A 13,821-nucleotide genomic window follows, 5' to 3' on the forward strand; every position below is an offset into this window, starting at 1 on the left:
AATCCTGACACCAGGCCTGTTTTCATACCCGCGCATATTACCCCCGGCCCTGTAGGGACGGGGCCGGCACGCTTGAAATAAGGCAGTTAATTACGATTATCTTGACCTGTAATAATTTAAATGGCGGCCACACCCTTGAAAATCGATATAGAATAATCGCCAGTCAAATGGCGCAATGCCAGCCGCCCGACATTCGTCATCGCGGAACTTAACCGGATTATTCCCATGCGTTTAAAACAGGCCGATTCCCGCATATTCCGCAAGCAAAGCGGACAGGGTGGCACCACCCTGCTTGAATTAGCCCTGATAACACCAGCCTTTCTCCTGCTGATAATCGGCATCATCGAATTGAGCATGGCTTATTTTGCCAATATGACCATGCAGCACGCGGTACGCGAAGGCGCCCGCTATGCCGTCACGGGGGCCAAAGACCTCGATCCCGACAGCGCCAACCAGCAGCGCTACCATGCCGTGATGCAAAAAATACGCGACAGTTCCATGGGCATGTATGACAAGGTCAGCCCCGTGATCTCCGTCAACGGCAGCGATGCGGTCGGCGCCGCCATGTTCGGCCAGGCCGGCGATATCGTCGTCATTTCCGTCGATTGCCGCTGGGCGTTTGCCACGCCCATGGTCAAGGCCCTGTTCCGCGATGGCAAGGCGCATTTCGTGGTAGCGGCCACCATGCGCAATGAAAGCTTTGGCGGCCTGTGATGCGCATCCGCCCTCCCGTGCCGCGCGCCGCGCGCGGCATTGCCGCCGTGGAATTTGCCATCGTGCTGCCGCTGCTGGCACTGCTGCTGTTCATGGTGGTCGACCTGTCGCGCGCCATCCAGGCCAAGATCATCCTGCTCAACATCAGCCGCGAAGGCGCCAACCTGGCTTCGCGCTCCACGGCCGACCTAAGCGGCTCGAGCCAGATCATCATGAATGCGCTGGCCGCCAGCACGCCGCCGCTGGACATGAACGGGCACGGCATGATCTATATCACCAAGATCATGGGCTACACGGCGAAGAGCGGCTTGCGCAATATCGTGCTGGAACAGTACCGCTGGGACGCCGGCGCGAAGGCCAGCGGCTACTTGCCCGCCAGCCAGGTATGGCAATGCGGCAGCTGGAGCAATGGCACGTGCACCGGCATCGCCAAGGATGAGTATGCGCCCGCGGTGTCATTGATGCAGAGCCAGCTGGCCGATGGCGAACTGATCTACGCAGTGGAAACTTTCTACAATTTCGACATGCTGTTCGGTACCTTGAAATTTGGCAACAGCACGACTCCCGTGCTGGGTCCCAACCTCACTTCGATGACGATATTCTGATGCGCATTCCACACAAGCGGCAAGGCGGGCAAGTACTGATCATGGTGGCGCTGTCGGCCGTCGTCCTGATCGCCTCCGTGGGCCTGGCCGTCGATTCGGCCCTCGGCTACTTCGTCAAGGCCAAGCTCAACGCAGCGGTCGACTCGGCCAGCCTGGCGGCGGCGCGTGGCGTTACCGCAGGCAACTCGGAAGAGGAACAGCGGGCCAATGCGCGCCAGTCGGCGAAGGAGTTCTTTGACATTAATTATCCGGACAACTTCCTGATGTCGACGCCGACCCTGCATCCGGTCAGCGTCACGTTCGACAGCGGCAGCGTCACCATCGACGTCTCGGCCACCGCCTCCCTGCCCGTCTCGCTGATGGGCATACTTGGCTTCAATACCCTGAACGTGGCCGCCAGCGCGCAAACCATCCGCAAGGACCTGGACATGGTGCTGGTGATGGATACGTCGAGGTCGCTAGAAAACAATGCCGAGGCCGTGCGGGCGGCGGGCAAGTCTTTCCTGAACAAATTCAACTCCACGGTCGACCGGGTCGGCTTGCTGCACTTCGCTTCGGAAGCGCAAATCGATATTCCGATCAGACAGGTCGAGCGCGGTTTTGACCGCAGCAGCATGACCATGAAGGACGGAAAGATCGATCAGTTCGCCTTTATCGGCGGCACCAATTCTTCCGCAGGCATGTTCCAGGCACGCAAACAGCTGAAGGACATCGAGCAGGTCAACCGCTCCAGCCTGCGCGTCATCGTGTTTTTTTCCGATGGTTCGCCAGCGGCATTTTCTTCGTACTTTCCCAACATCAGCAACAAATGCAAGACGGCAGGCGCGCTCGCCACCTTTCCAAAACTGCAAAACCCTGCGCTGGCCGGCCTGTACCAGATGAAAGTGAGCGACACGCTCCAGTACGGCGATTGCGCCGCCACGCAGATCACCGCGCTTCCCCCATGGTATAACGCGAATAATGACGCCGCCCCGCTGCGCGAATTTCCCATCGTGACCAGCACGCCCCGCGTCGTGACCGCTTCCGTCGCCTCGGCGCAGGCGCAATGGACAAATGTGCACCGCGCCTCGCGCAACCTGGTCGAGGCGATGGCGGCAAAGGCGCGCCAGGAAGGCATTTACGTCTTTACCCTGGGCATGGGCGCCTCGCTGAAAACCAAGGAAGGACCGGACAACGAACTCGGTGAAGACTTGCTGCGCTGCCTGGCCAATACGACCGATGCGCCTAGCCGCTGCCGCAAGCCGACCGAGCCCATGGGCCTGTACTGCTATGCGGCCACCGACAGCGACCTGAGCCCCTGTTTCACCCGCCTCGCCTCGGCCATTTTGCGCATTTCCAAGTAATCGCCTACGCCGGCAGCTGCCCTGCCATGACGAAGCCCAATGTCATGGCCACCACCATCGCCGCGCCTGTCGGCGTGGGTGGGGTGGGCGATGGCAGGTCGAACCAGCGGCACACTGCACCCACCAGCACGCCGAGCACGGCGCCGGCCAGCATGACATTCATGGAGCATCCCGCTGCGCTTCTGCTTGCGCGCGGCGCTCAAGGTACAAACCCGTCAGCCAGTAGCCGCAGCTGGTCAAAAACACCAGCAGCGTGGCGCCCAGCACGGGCGGCGCCGGCACGGGGATGTGCGCCAGCTGGCAGACAAAACCCACGACAAAGGCCAGCAGCAGGCCCAGACTCACTTTCTTGTAACGCATGAGGATCTCCTAGAAGGCAAAGCAGCTGCAGCCCAGCGTGCCCCAGAAACCGGAAAAATCGCTGATCGGCACGGCCGACTTGCGCGCCCGGTCGTGGGCATGCGCATGCACGCCGCAGGCGCCCGCGCACTGGTGCGGCAGCAAGGCTTGTGCGGGCCTGGCCGCAGGACGATAGTGTCCCGGCACCGTGCGCACGGGCGACCATTCTGGCAGCACGGGAATCGGTGGCGATGCCAGGGTCGCAAATTCCGCCTGACCGTAGACGATCTTGCCGCCCACCATGGTCAGCACGGAGTCAATGGACTTGATCGCTTCTTCCTGCACCGCGAAATAATCGGCCGACAGTACGCTCAGGTCGGCCAGCATGCCCTCGCGGATGCGCCCCTTCTTGCCTTGCTCGCTGGAAAACCAAGCGCTGCCCGCCGTCCACAGTTCCAGCGCCGTGTCGCGTGACAGTCTGCCTGCCGCCTCGGTCAGGGCCAGGCCGCCCACGGTGCGCCCCGATACCAGCCAATACAGCGCCGTCCACGGGTTGTAGCTGGCCACCCGCGTGGCGTCCGTGCCACCGCCGACCGGTACGCCCGCGTCCAGCATGCGCTGCACGGGCGGCGTGGCCTTCGCCGCTTCAGCACCGTAACGCTCGACAAAATATTCACCCTGGAAGGCCATGCGGTGCTGGATGGCCAGGCCGCCGCCCAGCGCCTTGACGCGGTCGATATTGCGCGGGCTGATGGTTTCCGCGTGGTCGAACAGCCAGTGCAAGCCGCCGAACGGCGTATCGCGGTTGACCTTTTCGAAGACGTCGAGCATGCGGCTGATCGATTCATCATAGGTGGCGTGCAGGCGGAAGGGCCAGCGTTGCTCGACCAGGTGGCGCACAACCTTTTCCAACTCGTCTTCCATGCCGGCCGCCAGTTCCGGGCGCGGTTCGAGGAAATCCTCGAAATCGGCGGCGGAAAACACCAGCATCTCGCCGGCGCCGTTATGCCGGTAAAAGTCCGTGCCGTCGCCGGGCTTGATCATGCCGGTCCACTTCTGGAAATCCTGCAGTTCGGCGCCCTTGTTCTGCGTGAACAGGTTGTAGGCGATGCGGATGGTCAGCTGCTCTTTTTGCGCCAGTTCATCGACGACGGCGTAATCCTCGGGATAATTCTGGAAGCCGCCGCCCGCGTCGATGGCGCTGGTGATGCCCAGCCGGTTCAATTCGCGCATGAACTGGCGCGTGGAATTGACTTGCAACTCCAGCGGCAGCTTCGGGCCTCTGGCCAGGGTCGCATATAAAATCATGGCGTTCGGACGGGCGATCAGCAGGCCGGTGGGATTGCCGGCCGCGTCGCGCACGATTTCGCCGCCCGGCGGGTTCGGCGTGTTCCTGTCATAGCCGACGGCGCGCAGGGCGGCGCGGTTCAACAGGGCGCGGTCGTACAGGTGCAGAATGAAGACGGGCGTGTCGGGTGCGGCCGCGTTGATTTCCTCGAGCGTCGGCATGCGTTTTTCCGCGAACTGGAATTCCGTCCAGCCGCCCACCACGCGCACCCATTGCGGGTTCGGCGTGCGCAGCGCCTGCTCCTTGAGCATGCGCAAGGCGTCGGCCAGCGAAGGCACGCCTTCCCAGCGCAGTTCCAGGTTGTAATTCAAGCCGCCCCGTATCAGGTGCAAATGCGAGTCGTTCAGGCCGGGAATCACCGTGCGGCCATCGAGGTCGATCACCTGCGTGGCGGGGCCGCGATGGCGCATCACGTCTTCAACGTCGCCCACGGCCAGGAATTTGCCATCGGCGATGGCGACGGCGGACGCCAGCGGCTGGGTCCTGTCGACCGTGTGGAAACGGCCATTGAGTAAGATCGTGCTTGCGTTCATGCTGGTTCTCCGGAATCAGGTGCTGGACGATACCCTGCCAGTTGGCAGGGACGATACATCGATGAAAAATCAATGGCCTTCGCTGGCGTTGAACATGGATTTGGCGTAGATCAAGCCCAGGCCGTAGCCGCCGCCGTGCGCCACGGCCGTCGCCACCGTTGCATTGTAGGTCTCGCCGCGAGCCCAGTCGCGCTGCAGTTCCAGCAAGTATTGCACGGACGTCATCGGCTGCGCGCCCGCCTGCAGCATGCGTTGCATGGCCATCGCATGCGCTTCGTCGGACACGTCGCCACTGGCGTCGGCGATCACGTAGACTTCAAAACCCTGCTCCAGCGCCGACAGCGCGGGGCCCACGATGCAGACGGATGTCCACAGGCCGGCCAGCACGATCTTGCCCTTACCGTAGCCATTCACCTTGTCGGCGATGCGCGCATCTTCCCAGGTGTTCATGGTGCTGCGGTCGACCGGCGCCTGCTCAGGGAAGACGGACTGGATTTCGTCAAAAATAGGACCGGAGAAGGACTTGGCGGCCACCGTCGTCAAAATCGTCGGCACCTTGAATTCCTCCGCCGCCTTGGCCACCAGGGCCGCGTTGTTGCGCAGCAGGGCCAGGTCGATGGAGCGGGTGGCGAACGCCATCTGCGACTGGTGATCGATCATGATCAGGGTATGATCGTTCGGGGTCAGCAGTTTTTGTGCGGCTTGGGCGGTGGCGATAGGCATGATGTTTTCCTTAGTGAAAATAATTGAATATAAAAGAGGGCTTTCCTTGTACGGCGCTTCTGCTCCTGCCCTTGCTTCACGCTGTGTGTGCCGGGCCAGTGCTATGCAGTATGGACGAGATACTTTGAAAACAAAAACGGAAAGAATGCCAAGCTATATGCAATTTTTTCGATGATACAGAATAGCCGCAACAGCAACCCGCACATCAAGGAGAAAACATGGGATTTGAATTCAGGATCACGGCCAGCCTGACGCCGGAGCAGCGCCAGCACATCGCGCAGCTGCTGGCGGCACGGCCGCAGGCGCCGCGCGCGCCCGGCTCAAGCATGCCCGAGACCGATATCCGGCTGACGGACGCCGGCCTGTATATCTGCCAGCACCTGCGCCCGGATGCCTGGCACGGACTGGAGTCGTTGCGCGCCTGCCTCGATGCCCAGGGCGTGAGCTACACCGTCGAGGAGATCGACGACTAGGCCTGCAAGGCGCCGTCAGCGAAAGCCCTGGCTAGAACTCTTCCCATTCGTCATTTTTGGTGAGGCGCTGGCCGTCGCCCGCCTGCGCCTTGGCCGGCAAGACCTTGGCGGCAGGGCGGGTCGCCATGGCGGGCGGGCGCGCGGGCAAGCGCGCGACGGGGAGGACTTCCTTGCGGCGCGGCACCGGCGGCACGGCGTCCACCTGCGCGGTCTTGAACACGCTCACCGCATCAGCCAGCCGGGCGGCCTGCTCCTGCATGGCTTCCGCAGCTGCGGCAGCCTCTTCCACCAGCGCAGCGTTTTGCTGGGTCACCTGGTCCATTTCGCTGATCGCCTGGTTGACTTGCTCGATGCCGGCCCGCTGCTCGTCGCTGGCAGACGAGATCTGCCCGACAATGCTGCTGACCTTGTGCACGCTATCGACGATCTCGCGCATGGTGTGGCCCGCCTCGTCGACCAGGCGCGCGCCACTCTCCACCTGGGCCACCGAATCATTGATCAAGCCCTTGATTTCCCTGGCGGCGCCGGCCGAGCGTTGTGCCAGGTTGCGCACCTCGGTGGCGACGACGGCAAAGCCGCGCCCCTGCTCGCCCGCCCGTGCCGCCTCCACGGCCGCGTTCAAGGCCAGGATATTCGTCTGGAAGGCGATGCCGTCGATCACGCCGATGATGTCGACGATCTTGCGCGACGAGTCATTGATGGAACCCATGGTGTCCACCACTTGCGCCACCACGCTGCCGCCCTTGCCGGCCACGGCAGAGGCCGACGCCGCCAGGCCATTGGCCTCGCTGGCATTCTGCGCATTGCTCTGTACCGTGCTGGTCAGTTCTTCCATCGACGACGCCGTCTCTTCCAGCGAACTGGCCTGCTGCTCCGTGCGCGCCGACAGGTCGAGGTTGCCCGAGGCAATCTGGCGCGAGGCCGTGGCGATGGCCTGCGTGCCGCCGCGCACTTCGGTGACGATGCGCAGCAGGCTGGCCGTCATGTCTTTCAATGCCTGCATCAGCTCGCCCGTCTCATCCTTCGAACGCACATCCACCTGCACCGTCAAATCGCCCTGCGCCACCTGCCTGGCCACGTCGATGGCCGAGCGCAGCGGACCGCAGATGTTGTGCGCCAGCCACCAGGCGATCATGGCGGCCAGGATCAGCGCCGCCGCGCCGCCGCCCAGTAAAGTCCAGTGCGTGCGCGCCTGCAAGGCCGCCGCCGCTTCCGAGCGGCTGGCCAGCAGCGCCGTTTCCGCCTGGCCGATCTCGCCCAGCAGTGCCCGCATGGCATCCATGCCCTGTTTGCCCCTGCCCTCCTTCTCCAGCGCCAGCACGGGCTCGATCGCCGCCGTGCCCTGCGCCACGGCGCGCCGCATGGCGATCACGGGATCGAGCGCGCCGGCCAGCCAGGCTTGCTTGGCAGCATCAAGCTTCGCCAGGCGCTCTTGCTGGGCAGGGTTATCGCTGGTCATCTCGCGCGCCTTGGTCAGGTGCGTGCCAAACGCGGACTGGCCCGCCTTGTACGGCTCCAGCGACGCCTCCGCGCCCGTGATCACGTAGCCGCGCTGGCCCGTTTCCACGTTGATCAGGCTTTCCAGGATTGCGCTGTTTTCAGCGAGTACCTGATAAGTGTGGGTATTGATGGCATTGGCATCGGCCAGCCGCGAGACATTCAGCGTGGCGACGGTGACCAGGGCGGCCAGCAGCAGGACGATGGTGCCGAAACCGCCATACAGGCGGGTGGCGATGCGAAGATCGGCGATACGCATGATATTCCTCCGGGAATGAACACCCCGGCGCCACGGTGAGTCCCGCGCATGGAGTGCTACAGGGGATCATAGTGAATAACGACGATAAGGAGCGCGCCCTTGCCATGCATTTCCTTTACTTGCAGCATTGCGTACTTGAAACAAACTCAGCGCTTTTTTGCCATGCTGTTATACTTCGCGTGTGCGGCACATATGACCAGTCCCCTTGCCGCTGTCTTTCGACCCCTAATCTGATTGCCTGCGACTGGCGCCCCCCGATGGCGACAGGCCGATCTCACAATAAAGTTACCATGTCCTTTTCCTCCCTCGGATTGTCCGACGCTATCGTACGTGCCGTTACCGAACACGGCTACACCGTGCCGACCCCGATCCAGACGCAGGCGATTCCCGCCGTGCTGGCTGGCGGCGACTTGCTGGCCGGCGCACAAACCGGCACCGGCAAGACGGCCGGTTTCACCCTGCCCTTGCTGCACCGCCTGTCGACCGACGCGAATGGCGCGGCCATCACCAGCAACACGTCCACGCGCCCGATCCGCGCCCTGATCCTGGCACCGACGCGCGAACTCGCCGCGCAGGTCGAGGAAAGCGTGCGCACTTATGGCAAATACACCAAGCTGAACTCCACCGTGATCTTCGGCGGCGTCGGCATCAACCCGCAAATCAAGCAGCTGAAACACGGCGTCGATGTGCTCGTCGCCACGCCGGGCCGCCTGCTGGACCACATGGGCCAGGGCACGGTTGACCTGTCGAAAGTGGAAATCCTGATCCTGGACGAAGCCGACCGCATGCTCGACATGGGCTTCATCCGCGACATCAAGAAAGTGCTGGCCGTGTTGCCGCCTAAACGCCAGAACCTGCTGTTCTCGGCCACGTTCTCGGAAGAGATCAAGGCCCTGGCCGACGGCTTGCTGAACAAGCCGGCCATGATCGAAGTGGCGCGCCGCAATTCGACCGTGGAAGTGATCCAGCAAAAAATCCATCCGGTCGACCGCGACAAGAAGCACCCGATGCTGTCCTACCTGATCAAGTCGAACAACTGGACGCAAGTACTGGTGTTTACGCGCACCAAGCACGGCGCCAATAAACTGGTCGAGCAACTGGGCGCGGACGGCATTGGCGCCCTGGCCATCCACGGCAACAAGAGCCAGTCGGCGCGCACGCGCGCGCTGTCCGAGTTCAAGGATGGCACCCTGCAAGTGCTGGTCGCCACCGACATCGCCGCGCGCGGTATCGATATCGACCAGTTGCCGCACGTCGTCAACTACGACTTGCCGAACATTCCGGAAGACTATGTGCACCGTATCGGCCGCACGGGCCGTGCCGGCGCCAAGGGCGAAGCCGTATCGCTGGTCTGCGTGGATGAGCACGAAATGTTGAAAGACATCGAAAAGCTGATCAAGCAAACCCTGCCGCGCGAAGTCATCGAAGGCTTCGAGCCCGACCTGAACGCCCGCGCCCAGCCTGTGCAATTGCGCAGCGGCACCGGCGGCCACCGCAACAACAGCCGCGCGCCGGCTGGCGCCGTGGTGCGCGTGAAAACCGGCGGCAGCGGCGCCAAGCCACGCAGCGCCGGCCCGGCGGGTGGCGGTGGTGGCGGTGGCAACCGTTCGGGCAATGCGCCGCGTTCGGCGGCAAATCATCGCTCCGGTGGCCGCGGTCGCTAAAACGCGACCTTAAAGCTACTGTGCGGGGCGCTATTGCGTTTGCGTTGCTCGCCGTACTTGAGTAGGGCTGCGCTACTCGACGCAATATCACTCCCGCTCGCGACGCTTTCAGGCAGCGTTTGTTTTTATCAAAAAGACGACAAAAACCGTTCCAGAACTTGTTTCTGGAACGGTTTTTTTATGCACGCCACCATTTGCCGATTTGGGCTAGGATAGCGTCCATCGTCCTCACCTGCGTGCTGCCATGCCGAACTTCGCTGCCAACCTCAGCATGATGTTTACCGAACTGCCTTTCCTGGACCGCTTTGCCGCCGCCAGGGAGGCGGGCTTCGATGCCGTCGAATTCCTGTTTCCCTACGCCGTCGAAGCGCGGCAGATCGCCATGCGGCTGGAACGCCACCATCTGCAGCTGGCCGTGTTCAACTTCCCGCCCGGTGACTGGGAGCACGGCGAACGGGGCATCGCCTGCGATCCGCGCCGGAGCGAGGAATTCCGCAGCAACGTACAATTGGCGCTCAACTACGCGCTGGCGCTCGGCGCGAAACAGCTGCACTGCATGGCCGGCATTGTGCCGCCCGGCATGAGCCTGGAGCGGGCGCGGCAAAGCCTGATCGGCAACCTGCAATGTGCGGCCGACGCCTGCCGCCCGCATGGTATCAATGTGCTGATCGAGCCGATCAACCACTACGACATGCCCGCTTACTTTCTGAACCATAGCCAGCAGGCAGCCGACATCATCGCCGACTGTCAGCGCAGCAATATCTTCTTGCAGTACGACATTTATCACATGCAACGCATGGAGGGCGAACTGAGCAACACCATCCGCGCCCTGCTGCCCCTGATCCGCCACATCCAGATCGCCGACACGCCGGGCCGCCACGAACCGGGCACGGGCGAGATCAATTACCGCCACTTGTTCAAGCTGCTGGACCAGGTCGGCTACGCAGGCTGGGTCGGCTGCGAATACCGTCCCGCCAGCAACACCGTGGCCGGACTGGGCTGGCGCGAACAATTGACTGACATCGCGGGCGCCTGATCGCAGCGCGCTTGCGCCCGCACAAGGCGGGCGGCGCAGGCCGGCACCACAATACCTTTCCATACAGTATTTCCTGTCGAGAGGTGACGTGTCCGCCCTGCCCACCCGCCGGCACCGATGCCCTGAGCGCCTTCAGCGAGCTGTCGCAGCGCCACGTGGACAGCTACCAGCGCGCCCGCCCCTATCTATCGCCGGCCGAAGACGCGCGCGAACGCCTGCTCGATGCGCAGCGCCGCGCCGCGCAAGCGGATGTCGCGCGCCTGGCGCAGGCCGTGCGCCTGTACCTGCAGGCGCTGGGCCGGCTGGCACAAGCCGAGGCGTATGACCTGCAGCCCGAACTGGCCAGTGCCGGCGCTGCCATCCGCGCCTGGCCCGGCAGCGGCATCGACGACCGCCACGTCAGCGCCTACACCCTGTTGCTGCAGCAACTCGCGCGCCTGGGCGGTGCCGCCAGCCAGCAGGCGCACCTGGCGCAGGTGCTGCACGACGGCGATGCGCCGCTGCAAGCCCTGCTGGCCGCGCTCGACAGCCTGCTGGCCCTGTACGACAAGAGCGGCGACAACGAGCGCGACATGGTGCTCGGCTTGCTCGACGTGGAAATCGCGTATGCCGACACGCCGCAGCAACGCCTGCTGGCCGTGCTGGCGAAAAACATGCAGCAAAGCAAAACTGAAGAATACCGTCTGGTTGGCCTGCGCCATACGCTGGCGCGCCGGCAACTGGCGGCACTGGGGCGCGACCATGCCCACCTCGCTGCCACCCTCACCACCACGGAGGCAAGATGGACGGATCGGTAGACAGGAGCAGCAGCAGCGAACGCCGCGAAGCGGCTCTCAGCAGCGCCATGCGCGTCGAGCAACTGGCCGACAGCCTGTCGCAGGCGGCCGTCACCCTGCATGGCGCCGTCATGCGCGCCATCCGCAAGCGCGCCAGCCAGGGAGCAAACGGCATCAGCCACGGCCAGGCACAGGCCGTCTTCGCCCTGGAAGTGGCCCTGCGCCAGCAAGCCAACCAGCTGTATGCCGATGCCGCCGGGCACACGGTGGCCGGCCTGGAAACGGCGCAGCGCCAGCTCAGCGGCCTGCTCGACACGGTGCGGCTGCGCATCGCCCGCAACGACGACGTGCGGCACTGGATCAGCCTGGCAACGAGCTTGTTGCACCTGGGCAGCGCCGTCCTGGCCAGCAATCCCGAGCGCATCCTCGGCACTCTGGGCAAGGTGCGTGAGCGGCTGCAAGAGATGGCGCCGGACTGATTGAAATTGGCCAGCGAGCGCCTATACTGGGACGTCCCGCATGACAATCGTGCCGGCGGGGCGACCAGAGGAGACCAATATGCGTATCGAACCGTATTTGCAATTCAATGGCAATTGCGCGCAAGCGATGGAATATTACCGCCAGCACCTGCATGGCACAGACCTGTGCCTGATGCCGTTTCGCGGCTCGCCGGGCCAGGAGCAAGTCAAGGAAGACTGGTACGACAAGATCATGCATGGCTCCGTGCAGTTGGGGGCCAACATGCTGATGGGCTCGGACGGCGGCTGCACCGAGGATGGTGCCAAGGGCATGAGTGGCTGCTCGGTCTGCCTAACCCTCGATACGCCGGAGGAAGCGGAACGGGCTTTCGACGCACTGGCGCGTGACGGCAACATCCAGATGCCGCTGGCGGAAACGTTCTGGGCCAAGCGCTTCGGCATGCTGAAAGACCAGTTCGGCGTGGCCTGGATGGTCAACTGTCTGAAAGAACCAGCATAGAACGGCCCATGCCTGCCTGCGCCGCATCAAACGCGGCGCGGGCAGTAGCGCAAGCAGAGCGGCCAATCTTGGACTACCATAATGGAAGTAGCCTCTACCGGGTGACAACCATGAATGGATTGCCGCAAGACCAGTTGCAGCGCCTGCAGGGCGTGCTGGAGCAACGCAAGCTGGCGTTGCTGAAACAGATCGAGAACGAAGCGGCCGAAGCGGATGCGCGCGCCTCGCTGCTCAATGAAATCGAAGCCTCGCCTGCCGATAACGCCAGCGTGCACACCTTGAACGCCCTCGTCGGCGAAGCGGCCGAGCACAACTTGGCGCAGCTGGCCATCATCAAGCACGCATTGGCCAAGTTTACCGATGGCAGCTATGGCCTGTGCGACAACTGCGGCGAAGCCATCGGCCTGTCCCGCTTGAATGCGCGCCCCGAAGCGCGCCTGTGCATCGATTGCCAGACGCGGCTGGAAAAAACCCAGCGCTGACCTGGTGCTGCGGCAAGGCAAAGGGGCAAGGCATCGCTGCCCCGCCCCCTGCTTTCCATCTGCGCTGCCATGCTGCCTGTCGTCCCCCGCCAGCCTCTGTGTGCCGGCTGGGTGGACGGGTCTCCTCTACTGCCATTGCCTTGCTGCAAGCTGCACGCTTGCTTGACTCAGCTTGCTTAACTCATGTGCTGCCCGCCATTGATGGCGATATTCGCGCCCGTGACGAATGCCGCCTCGTCGGATGCCAGGTAAGCCACCAGGGCAGCCACCTCGTCCGGCTCGCCCAGGCGGCCCAGGGGAATCTGCGGCAGGATCTTCGTTTCCAGGATATCAGCCGGCACGGCTGTCACCATCTGCGTGCGCAGGTAACCGGGCGAGACCGTGTTGACGGTGATGCCGTGGCGCGCCACTTCCAGCGCCAGCGCCTTGCTGAAGCCATGCACTCCCGCCTTGGCGGCCGCATAGTTGCACTGGCCAAACGCGCCCTTCTGGCCATTCACGGACGAGATGTTGATGATGCGGCCCCATTTTTTTTCCAGCATGGGTTCGAGCACCTGCTTGCTCATGTTGAACAGGCTGTCGAGATTGGTGCGCATGACCTCGGACCAGTGCGGCAATTCCATCTTGCGCATGCTTTGGTCGCGCGTGATGCCGGCGTTGTTGACCAGCACGTCGATGCGGCCGAACTGCGCCAGCACTCTTGCCACGGCTACGCTGCAGGCGTCGAAATCGCCCACGTCGATGGCCAGCGGATGAAAATAATACTGCTGCGCCTGTTGCTCGTCGAGCCAGCTTGCCACGCGCGCATTGCCCGGCGTATGCGCCGCCACGACGGCAAAGCCCGCCGCATGCAGGCGCCGGCACAAGGCCGTGCCCAGGCCACCCATGCCGCCCGTGACCAGCGCTACCTTTTGTTCCTTCATTGCTGTCTCTCCCCGCTTGTTATGGTTGTTTTGCGTGGGATCAAGTGTAGGAGCAGTTTTTATCGCCAGCTTTGCGCCAGATCAAGTGCTCAGTCTGATGCAGTCGTGCGCGGCCGACGCCCCGGTCT

Annotated in this window: 16 protein-coding genes; 10 read left to right on the top strand and 6 right to left on the bottom strand. The window is 63.3% G+C overall.

All coding sequences use genetic code 11. The features are described 5' to 3' along the window. Window positions 1-225 precede the first annotated feature (225 nt). The 3 genes from ACQ4W0_RS20730 to ACQ4W0_RS20740 are packed head-to-tail and all read left to right on the top strand — an operon-like array spanning window position 226 to window position 2,662. Window positions 226-714 (top strand): TadE/TadG family type IV pilus assembly protein, encoded by a 489-nt coding sequence (locus ACQ4W0_RS20730; RefSeq protein WP_436578476.1) that lies wholly within the window; start codon window positions 226-228, stop codon window positions 712-714. After that, window positions 714-1,319 carry a TadE/TadG family type IV pilus assembly protein gene (locus tag ACQ4W0_RS20735; protein WP_436578477.1) on the top strand — a complete coding sequence of 202 codons (606 nt, stop codon included), beginning with the start codon at window positions 714-716 and terminating at the stop codon, window positions 1,317-1,319. Before ACQ4W0_RS20730 ends, ACQ4W0_RS20735 begins: the two co-directional genes overlap by 1 nt. Next, window positions 1,319-2,662, top strand: coding sequence for a vWA domain-containing protein (locus tag ACQ4W0_RS20740; RefSeq protein ID WP_436578478.1), 1,344 nt, complete (start codon window positions 1,319-1,321; stop codon window positions 2,660-2,662). The genes ACQ4W0_RS20735 and ACQ4W0_RS20740 overlap by 1 nt, the downstream gene beginning before the upstream one ends. Before the next feature lie 4 nt (window positions 2,663-2,666). On the opposite strand, the gene ACQ4W0_RS20745 is transcribed toward ACQ4W0_RS20740, so the two are convergent. The 4 genes from ACQ4W0_RS20745 to ACQ4W0_RS20760 form a co-directional block, all read right to left on the bottom strand. Further along, on the bottom strand, window positions 2,667-2,825 hold the full coding sequence (locus ACQ4W0_RS20745) for a XapX domain-containing protein (RefSeq protein ID WP_426072426.1): 159 nt from the start codon (window positions 2,823-2,825) through the stop codon (window positions 2,667-2,669). Beyond that, the gene (locus ACQ4W0_RS20750; protein WP_436578479.1) at window positions 2,822-3,022 is read right to left on the bottom strand and encodes a DUF1427 family protein; all 201 of its coding nucleotides are present in this window, start codon (window positions 3,020-3,022) and stop codon (window positions 2,822-2,824) included. The genes ACQ4W0_RS20745 and ACQ4W0_RS20750 overlap by 4 nt, the downstream gene beginning before the upstream one ends. A 9-nt stretch (window positions 3,023-3,031) precedes the next feature. After that, window positions 3,032-4,882, bottom strand: coding sequence for an amidohydrolase (locus tag ACQ4W0_RS20755; RefSeq protein ID WP_436578480.1), 1,851 nt, complete (start codon window positions 4,880-4,882; stop codon window positions 3,032-3,034). Window positions 4,883-4,951: 69 nt separating this feature from the next. After that, window positions 4,952-5,605 (bottom strand): hydrolase, encoded by a 654-nt coding sequence (locus tag ACQ4W0_RS20760; RefSeq protein WP_436578481.1) that lies wholly within the window; start codon window positions 5,603-5,605, stop codon window positions 4,952-4,954. A gap of 218 nt (window positions 5,606-5,823) precedes the next feature. On the opposite strand from ACQ4W0_RS20760, the gene ACQ4W0_RS20765 reads away from it, so the two are divergent. Then, the gene (locus ACQ4W0_RS20765; RefSeq protein ID WP_436578482.1) at window positions 5,824-6,078 is read left to right on the top strand and encodes a hypothetical protein; all 255 of its coding nucleotides are present in this window, start codon (window positions 5,824-5,826) and stop codon (window positions 6,076-6,078) included. Between the two features lie 31 nt (window positions 6,079-6,109). Here ACQ4W0_RS20765 and ACQ4W0_RS20770 read toward each other — a convergent pair whose 3' ends face one another. Next, on the bottom strand, window positions 6,110-7,834 hold the full coding sequence (locus tag ACQ4W0_RS20770; RefSeq protein ID WP_436578483.1) for a methyl-accepting chemotaxis protein: 1,725 nt from the start codon (window positions 7,832-7,834) through the stop codon (window positions 6,110-6,112). Between the two features lie 290 nt (window positions 7,835-8,124). Between ACQ4W0_RS20770 and ACQ4W0_RS20775 the strand changes: the two genes are divergently transcribed. From ACQ4W0_RS20775 to ACQ4W0_RS20800, 6 genes are all read left to right on the top strand, one after another. Next, the gene (locus ACQ4W0_RS20775) at window positions 8,125-9,498 is read left to right on the top strand and encodes a DEAD/DEAH box helicase (RefSeq protein WP_219135656.1); all 1,374 of its coding nucleotides are present in this window, start codon (window positions 8,125-8,127) and stop codon (window positions 9,496-9,498) included. A gap of 244 nt (window positions 9,499-9,742) precedes the next feature. Beyond that, complete coding sequence (gene otnI / locus ACQ4W0_RS20780) at window positions 9,743-10,534, top strand: 2-oxo-tetronate isomerase (RefSeq protein WP_436578484.1); 792 nt, start codon at window positions 9,743-9,745, stop codon at window positions 10,532-10,534. A gap of 83 nt (window positions 10,535-10,617) precedes the next feature. Further along, window positions 10,618-11,331: a hypothetical protein gene (locus tag ACQ4W0_RS20785; protein ID WP_436578485.1), complete on the top strand. Its 714-nt coding sequence runs from the start codon at window positions 10,618-10,620 to the stop codon at window positions 11,329-11,331. Then, window positions 11,316-11,789, top strand: coding sequence for a hypothetical protein (locus ACQ4W0_RS20790; protein ID WP_436578486.1), 474 nt, complete (start codon window positions 11,316-11,318; stop codon window positions 11,787-11,789). Before ACQ4W0_RS20785 ends, ACQ4W0_RS20790 begins: the two co-directional genes overlap by 16 nt. A 79-nt stretch (window positions 11,790-11,868) precedes the next feature. Further along, window positions 11,869-12,288: a VOC family protein gene (locus ACQ4W0_RS20795; protein WP_436578487.1), complete on the top strand. Its 420-nt coding sequence runs from the start codon at window positions 11,869-11,871 to the stop codon at window positions 12,286-12,288. A gap of 110 nt (window positions 12,289-12,398) precedes the next feature. Then, window positions 12,399-12,770: a TraR/DksA family transcriptional regulator gene (locus tag ACQ4W0_RS20800; protein WP_436578488.1), complete on the top strand. Its 372-nt coding sequence runs from the start codon at window positions 12,399-12,401 to the stop codon at window positions 12,768-12,770. Between the two features lie 176 nt (window positions 12,771-12,946). Here ACQ4W0_RS20800 and phbB read toward each other — a convergent pair whose 3' ends face one another. Continuing rightward, the gene (gene phbB / locus ACQ4W0_RS20805; protein ID WP_436578489.1) at window positions 12,947-13,693 is read right to left on the bottom strand and encodes an acetoacetyl-CoA reductase; all 747 of its coding nucleotides are present in this window, start codon (window positions 13,691-13,693) and stop codon (window positions 12,947-12,949) included. Window positions 13,694-13,821 lie beyond the last annotated feature (128 nt).

The organism is Janthinobacterium breve, assembly GCF_051380895.1.
Classification (GTDB): Bacteria; Pseudomonadota; Gammaproteobacteria; order Burkholderiales; family Burkholderiaceae_D; genus Janthinobacterium.

Coding starts and splice junctions, on each gene's coding strand:
- ACQ4W0_RS20795 (WP_436578487.1), top strand. CDS start 11,869: ATGCGTATCGAACCGTATTTGCAATTCAATGGCAATTGCGCGCAAGCG.
- ACQ4W0_RS20800 (WP_436578488.1), top strand. CDS start 12,399: ATGAATGGATTGCCGCAAGACCAGTTGCAGCGCCTGCAGGGCGTGCTG.
- otnI (WP_436578484.1), top strand. CDS start 9,743: ATGCCGAACTTCGCTGCCAACCTCAGCATGATGTTTACCGAACTGCCT.
- phbB (WP_436578489.1), bottom strand. CDS start 13,693: ATGAAGGAACAAAAGGTAGCGCTGGTCACGGGCGGCATGGGTGGCCTG.
- ACQ4W0_RS20760 (WP_436578481.1), bottom strand. CDS start 5,605: ATGCCTATCGCCACCGCCCAAGCCGCACAAAAACTGCTGACCCCGAAC.
- ACQ4W0_RS20740 (WP_436578478.1), top strand. CDS start 1,319: ATGCGCATTCCACACAAGCGGCAAGGCGGGCAAGTACTGATCATGGTG.
- ACQ4W0_RS20750 (WP_436578479.1), bottom strand. CDS start 3,022: ATGCGTTACAAGAAAGTGAGTCTGGGCCTGCTGCTGGCCTTTGTCGTG.
- ACQ4W0_RS20745 (WP_426072426.1), bottom strand. CDS start 2,825: ATGAATGTCATGCTGGCCGGCGCCGTGCTCGGCGTGCTGGTGGGTGCA.
- ACQ4W0_RS20765 (WP_436578482.1), top strand. CDS start 5,824: ATGGGATTTGAATTCAGGATCACGGCCAGCCTGACGCCGGAGCAGCGC.
- ACQ4W0_RS20770 (WP_436578483.1), bottom strand. CDS start 7,834: ATGCGTATCGCCGATCTTCGCATCGCCACCCGCCTGTATGGCGGTTTC.
- ACQ4W0_RS20730 (WP_436578476.1), top strand. CDS start 226: ATGCGTTTAAAACAGGCCGATTCCCGCATATTCCGCAAGCAAAGCGGA.
- ACQ4W0_RS20775 (WP_219135656.1), top strand. CDS start 8,125: ATGTCCTTTTCCTCCCTCGGATTGTCCGACGCTATCGTACGTGCCGTT.
- ACQ4W0_RS20755 (WP_436578480.1), bottom strand. CDS start 4,882: ATGAACGCAAGCACGATCTTACTCAATGGCCGTTTCCACACGGTCGAC.
- ACQ4W0_RS20735 (WP_436578477.1), top strand. CDS start 714: ATGCGCATCCGCCCTCCCGTGCCGCGCGCCGCGCGCGGCATTGCCGCC.
- ACQ4W0_RS20790 (WP_436578486.1), top strand. CDS start 11,316: ATGGACGGATCGGTAGACAGGAGCAGCAGCAGCGAACGCCGCGAAGCG.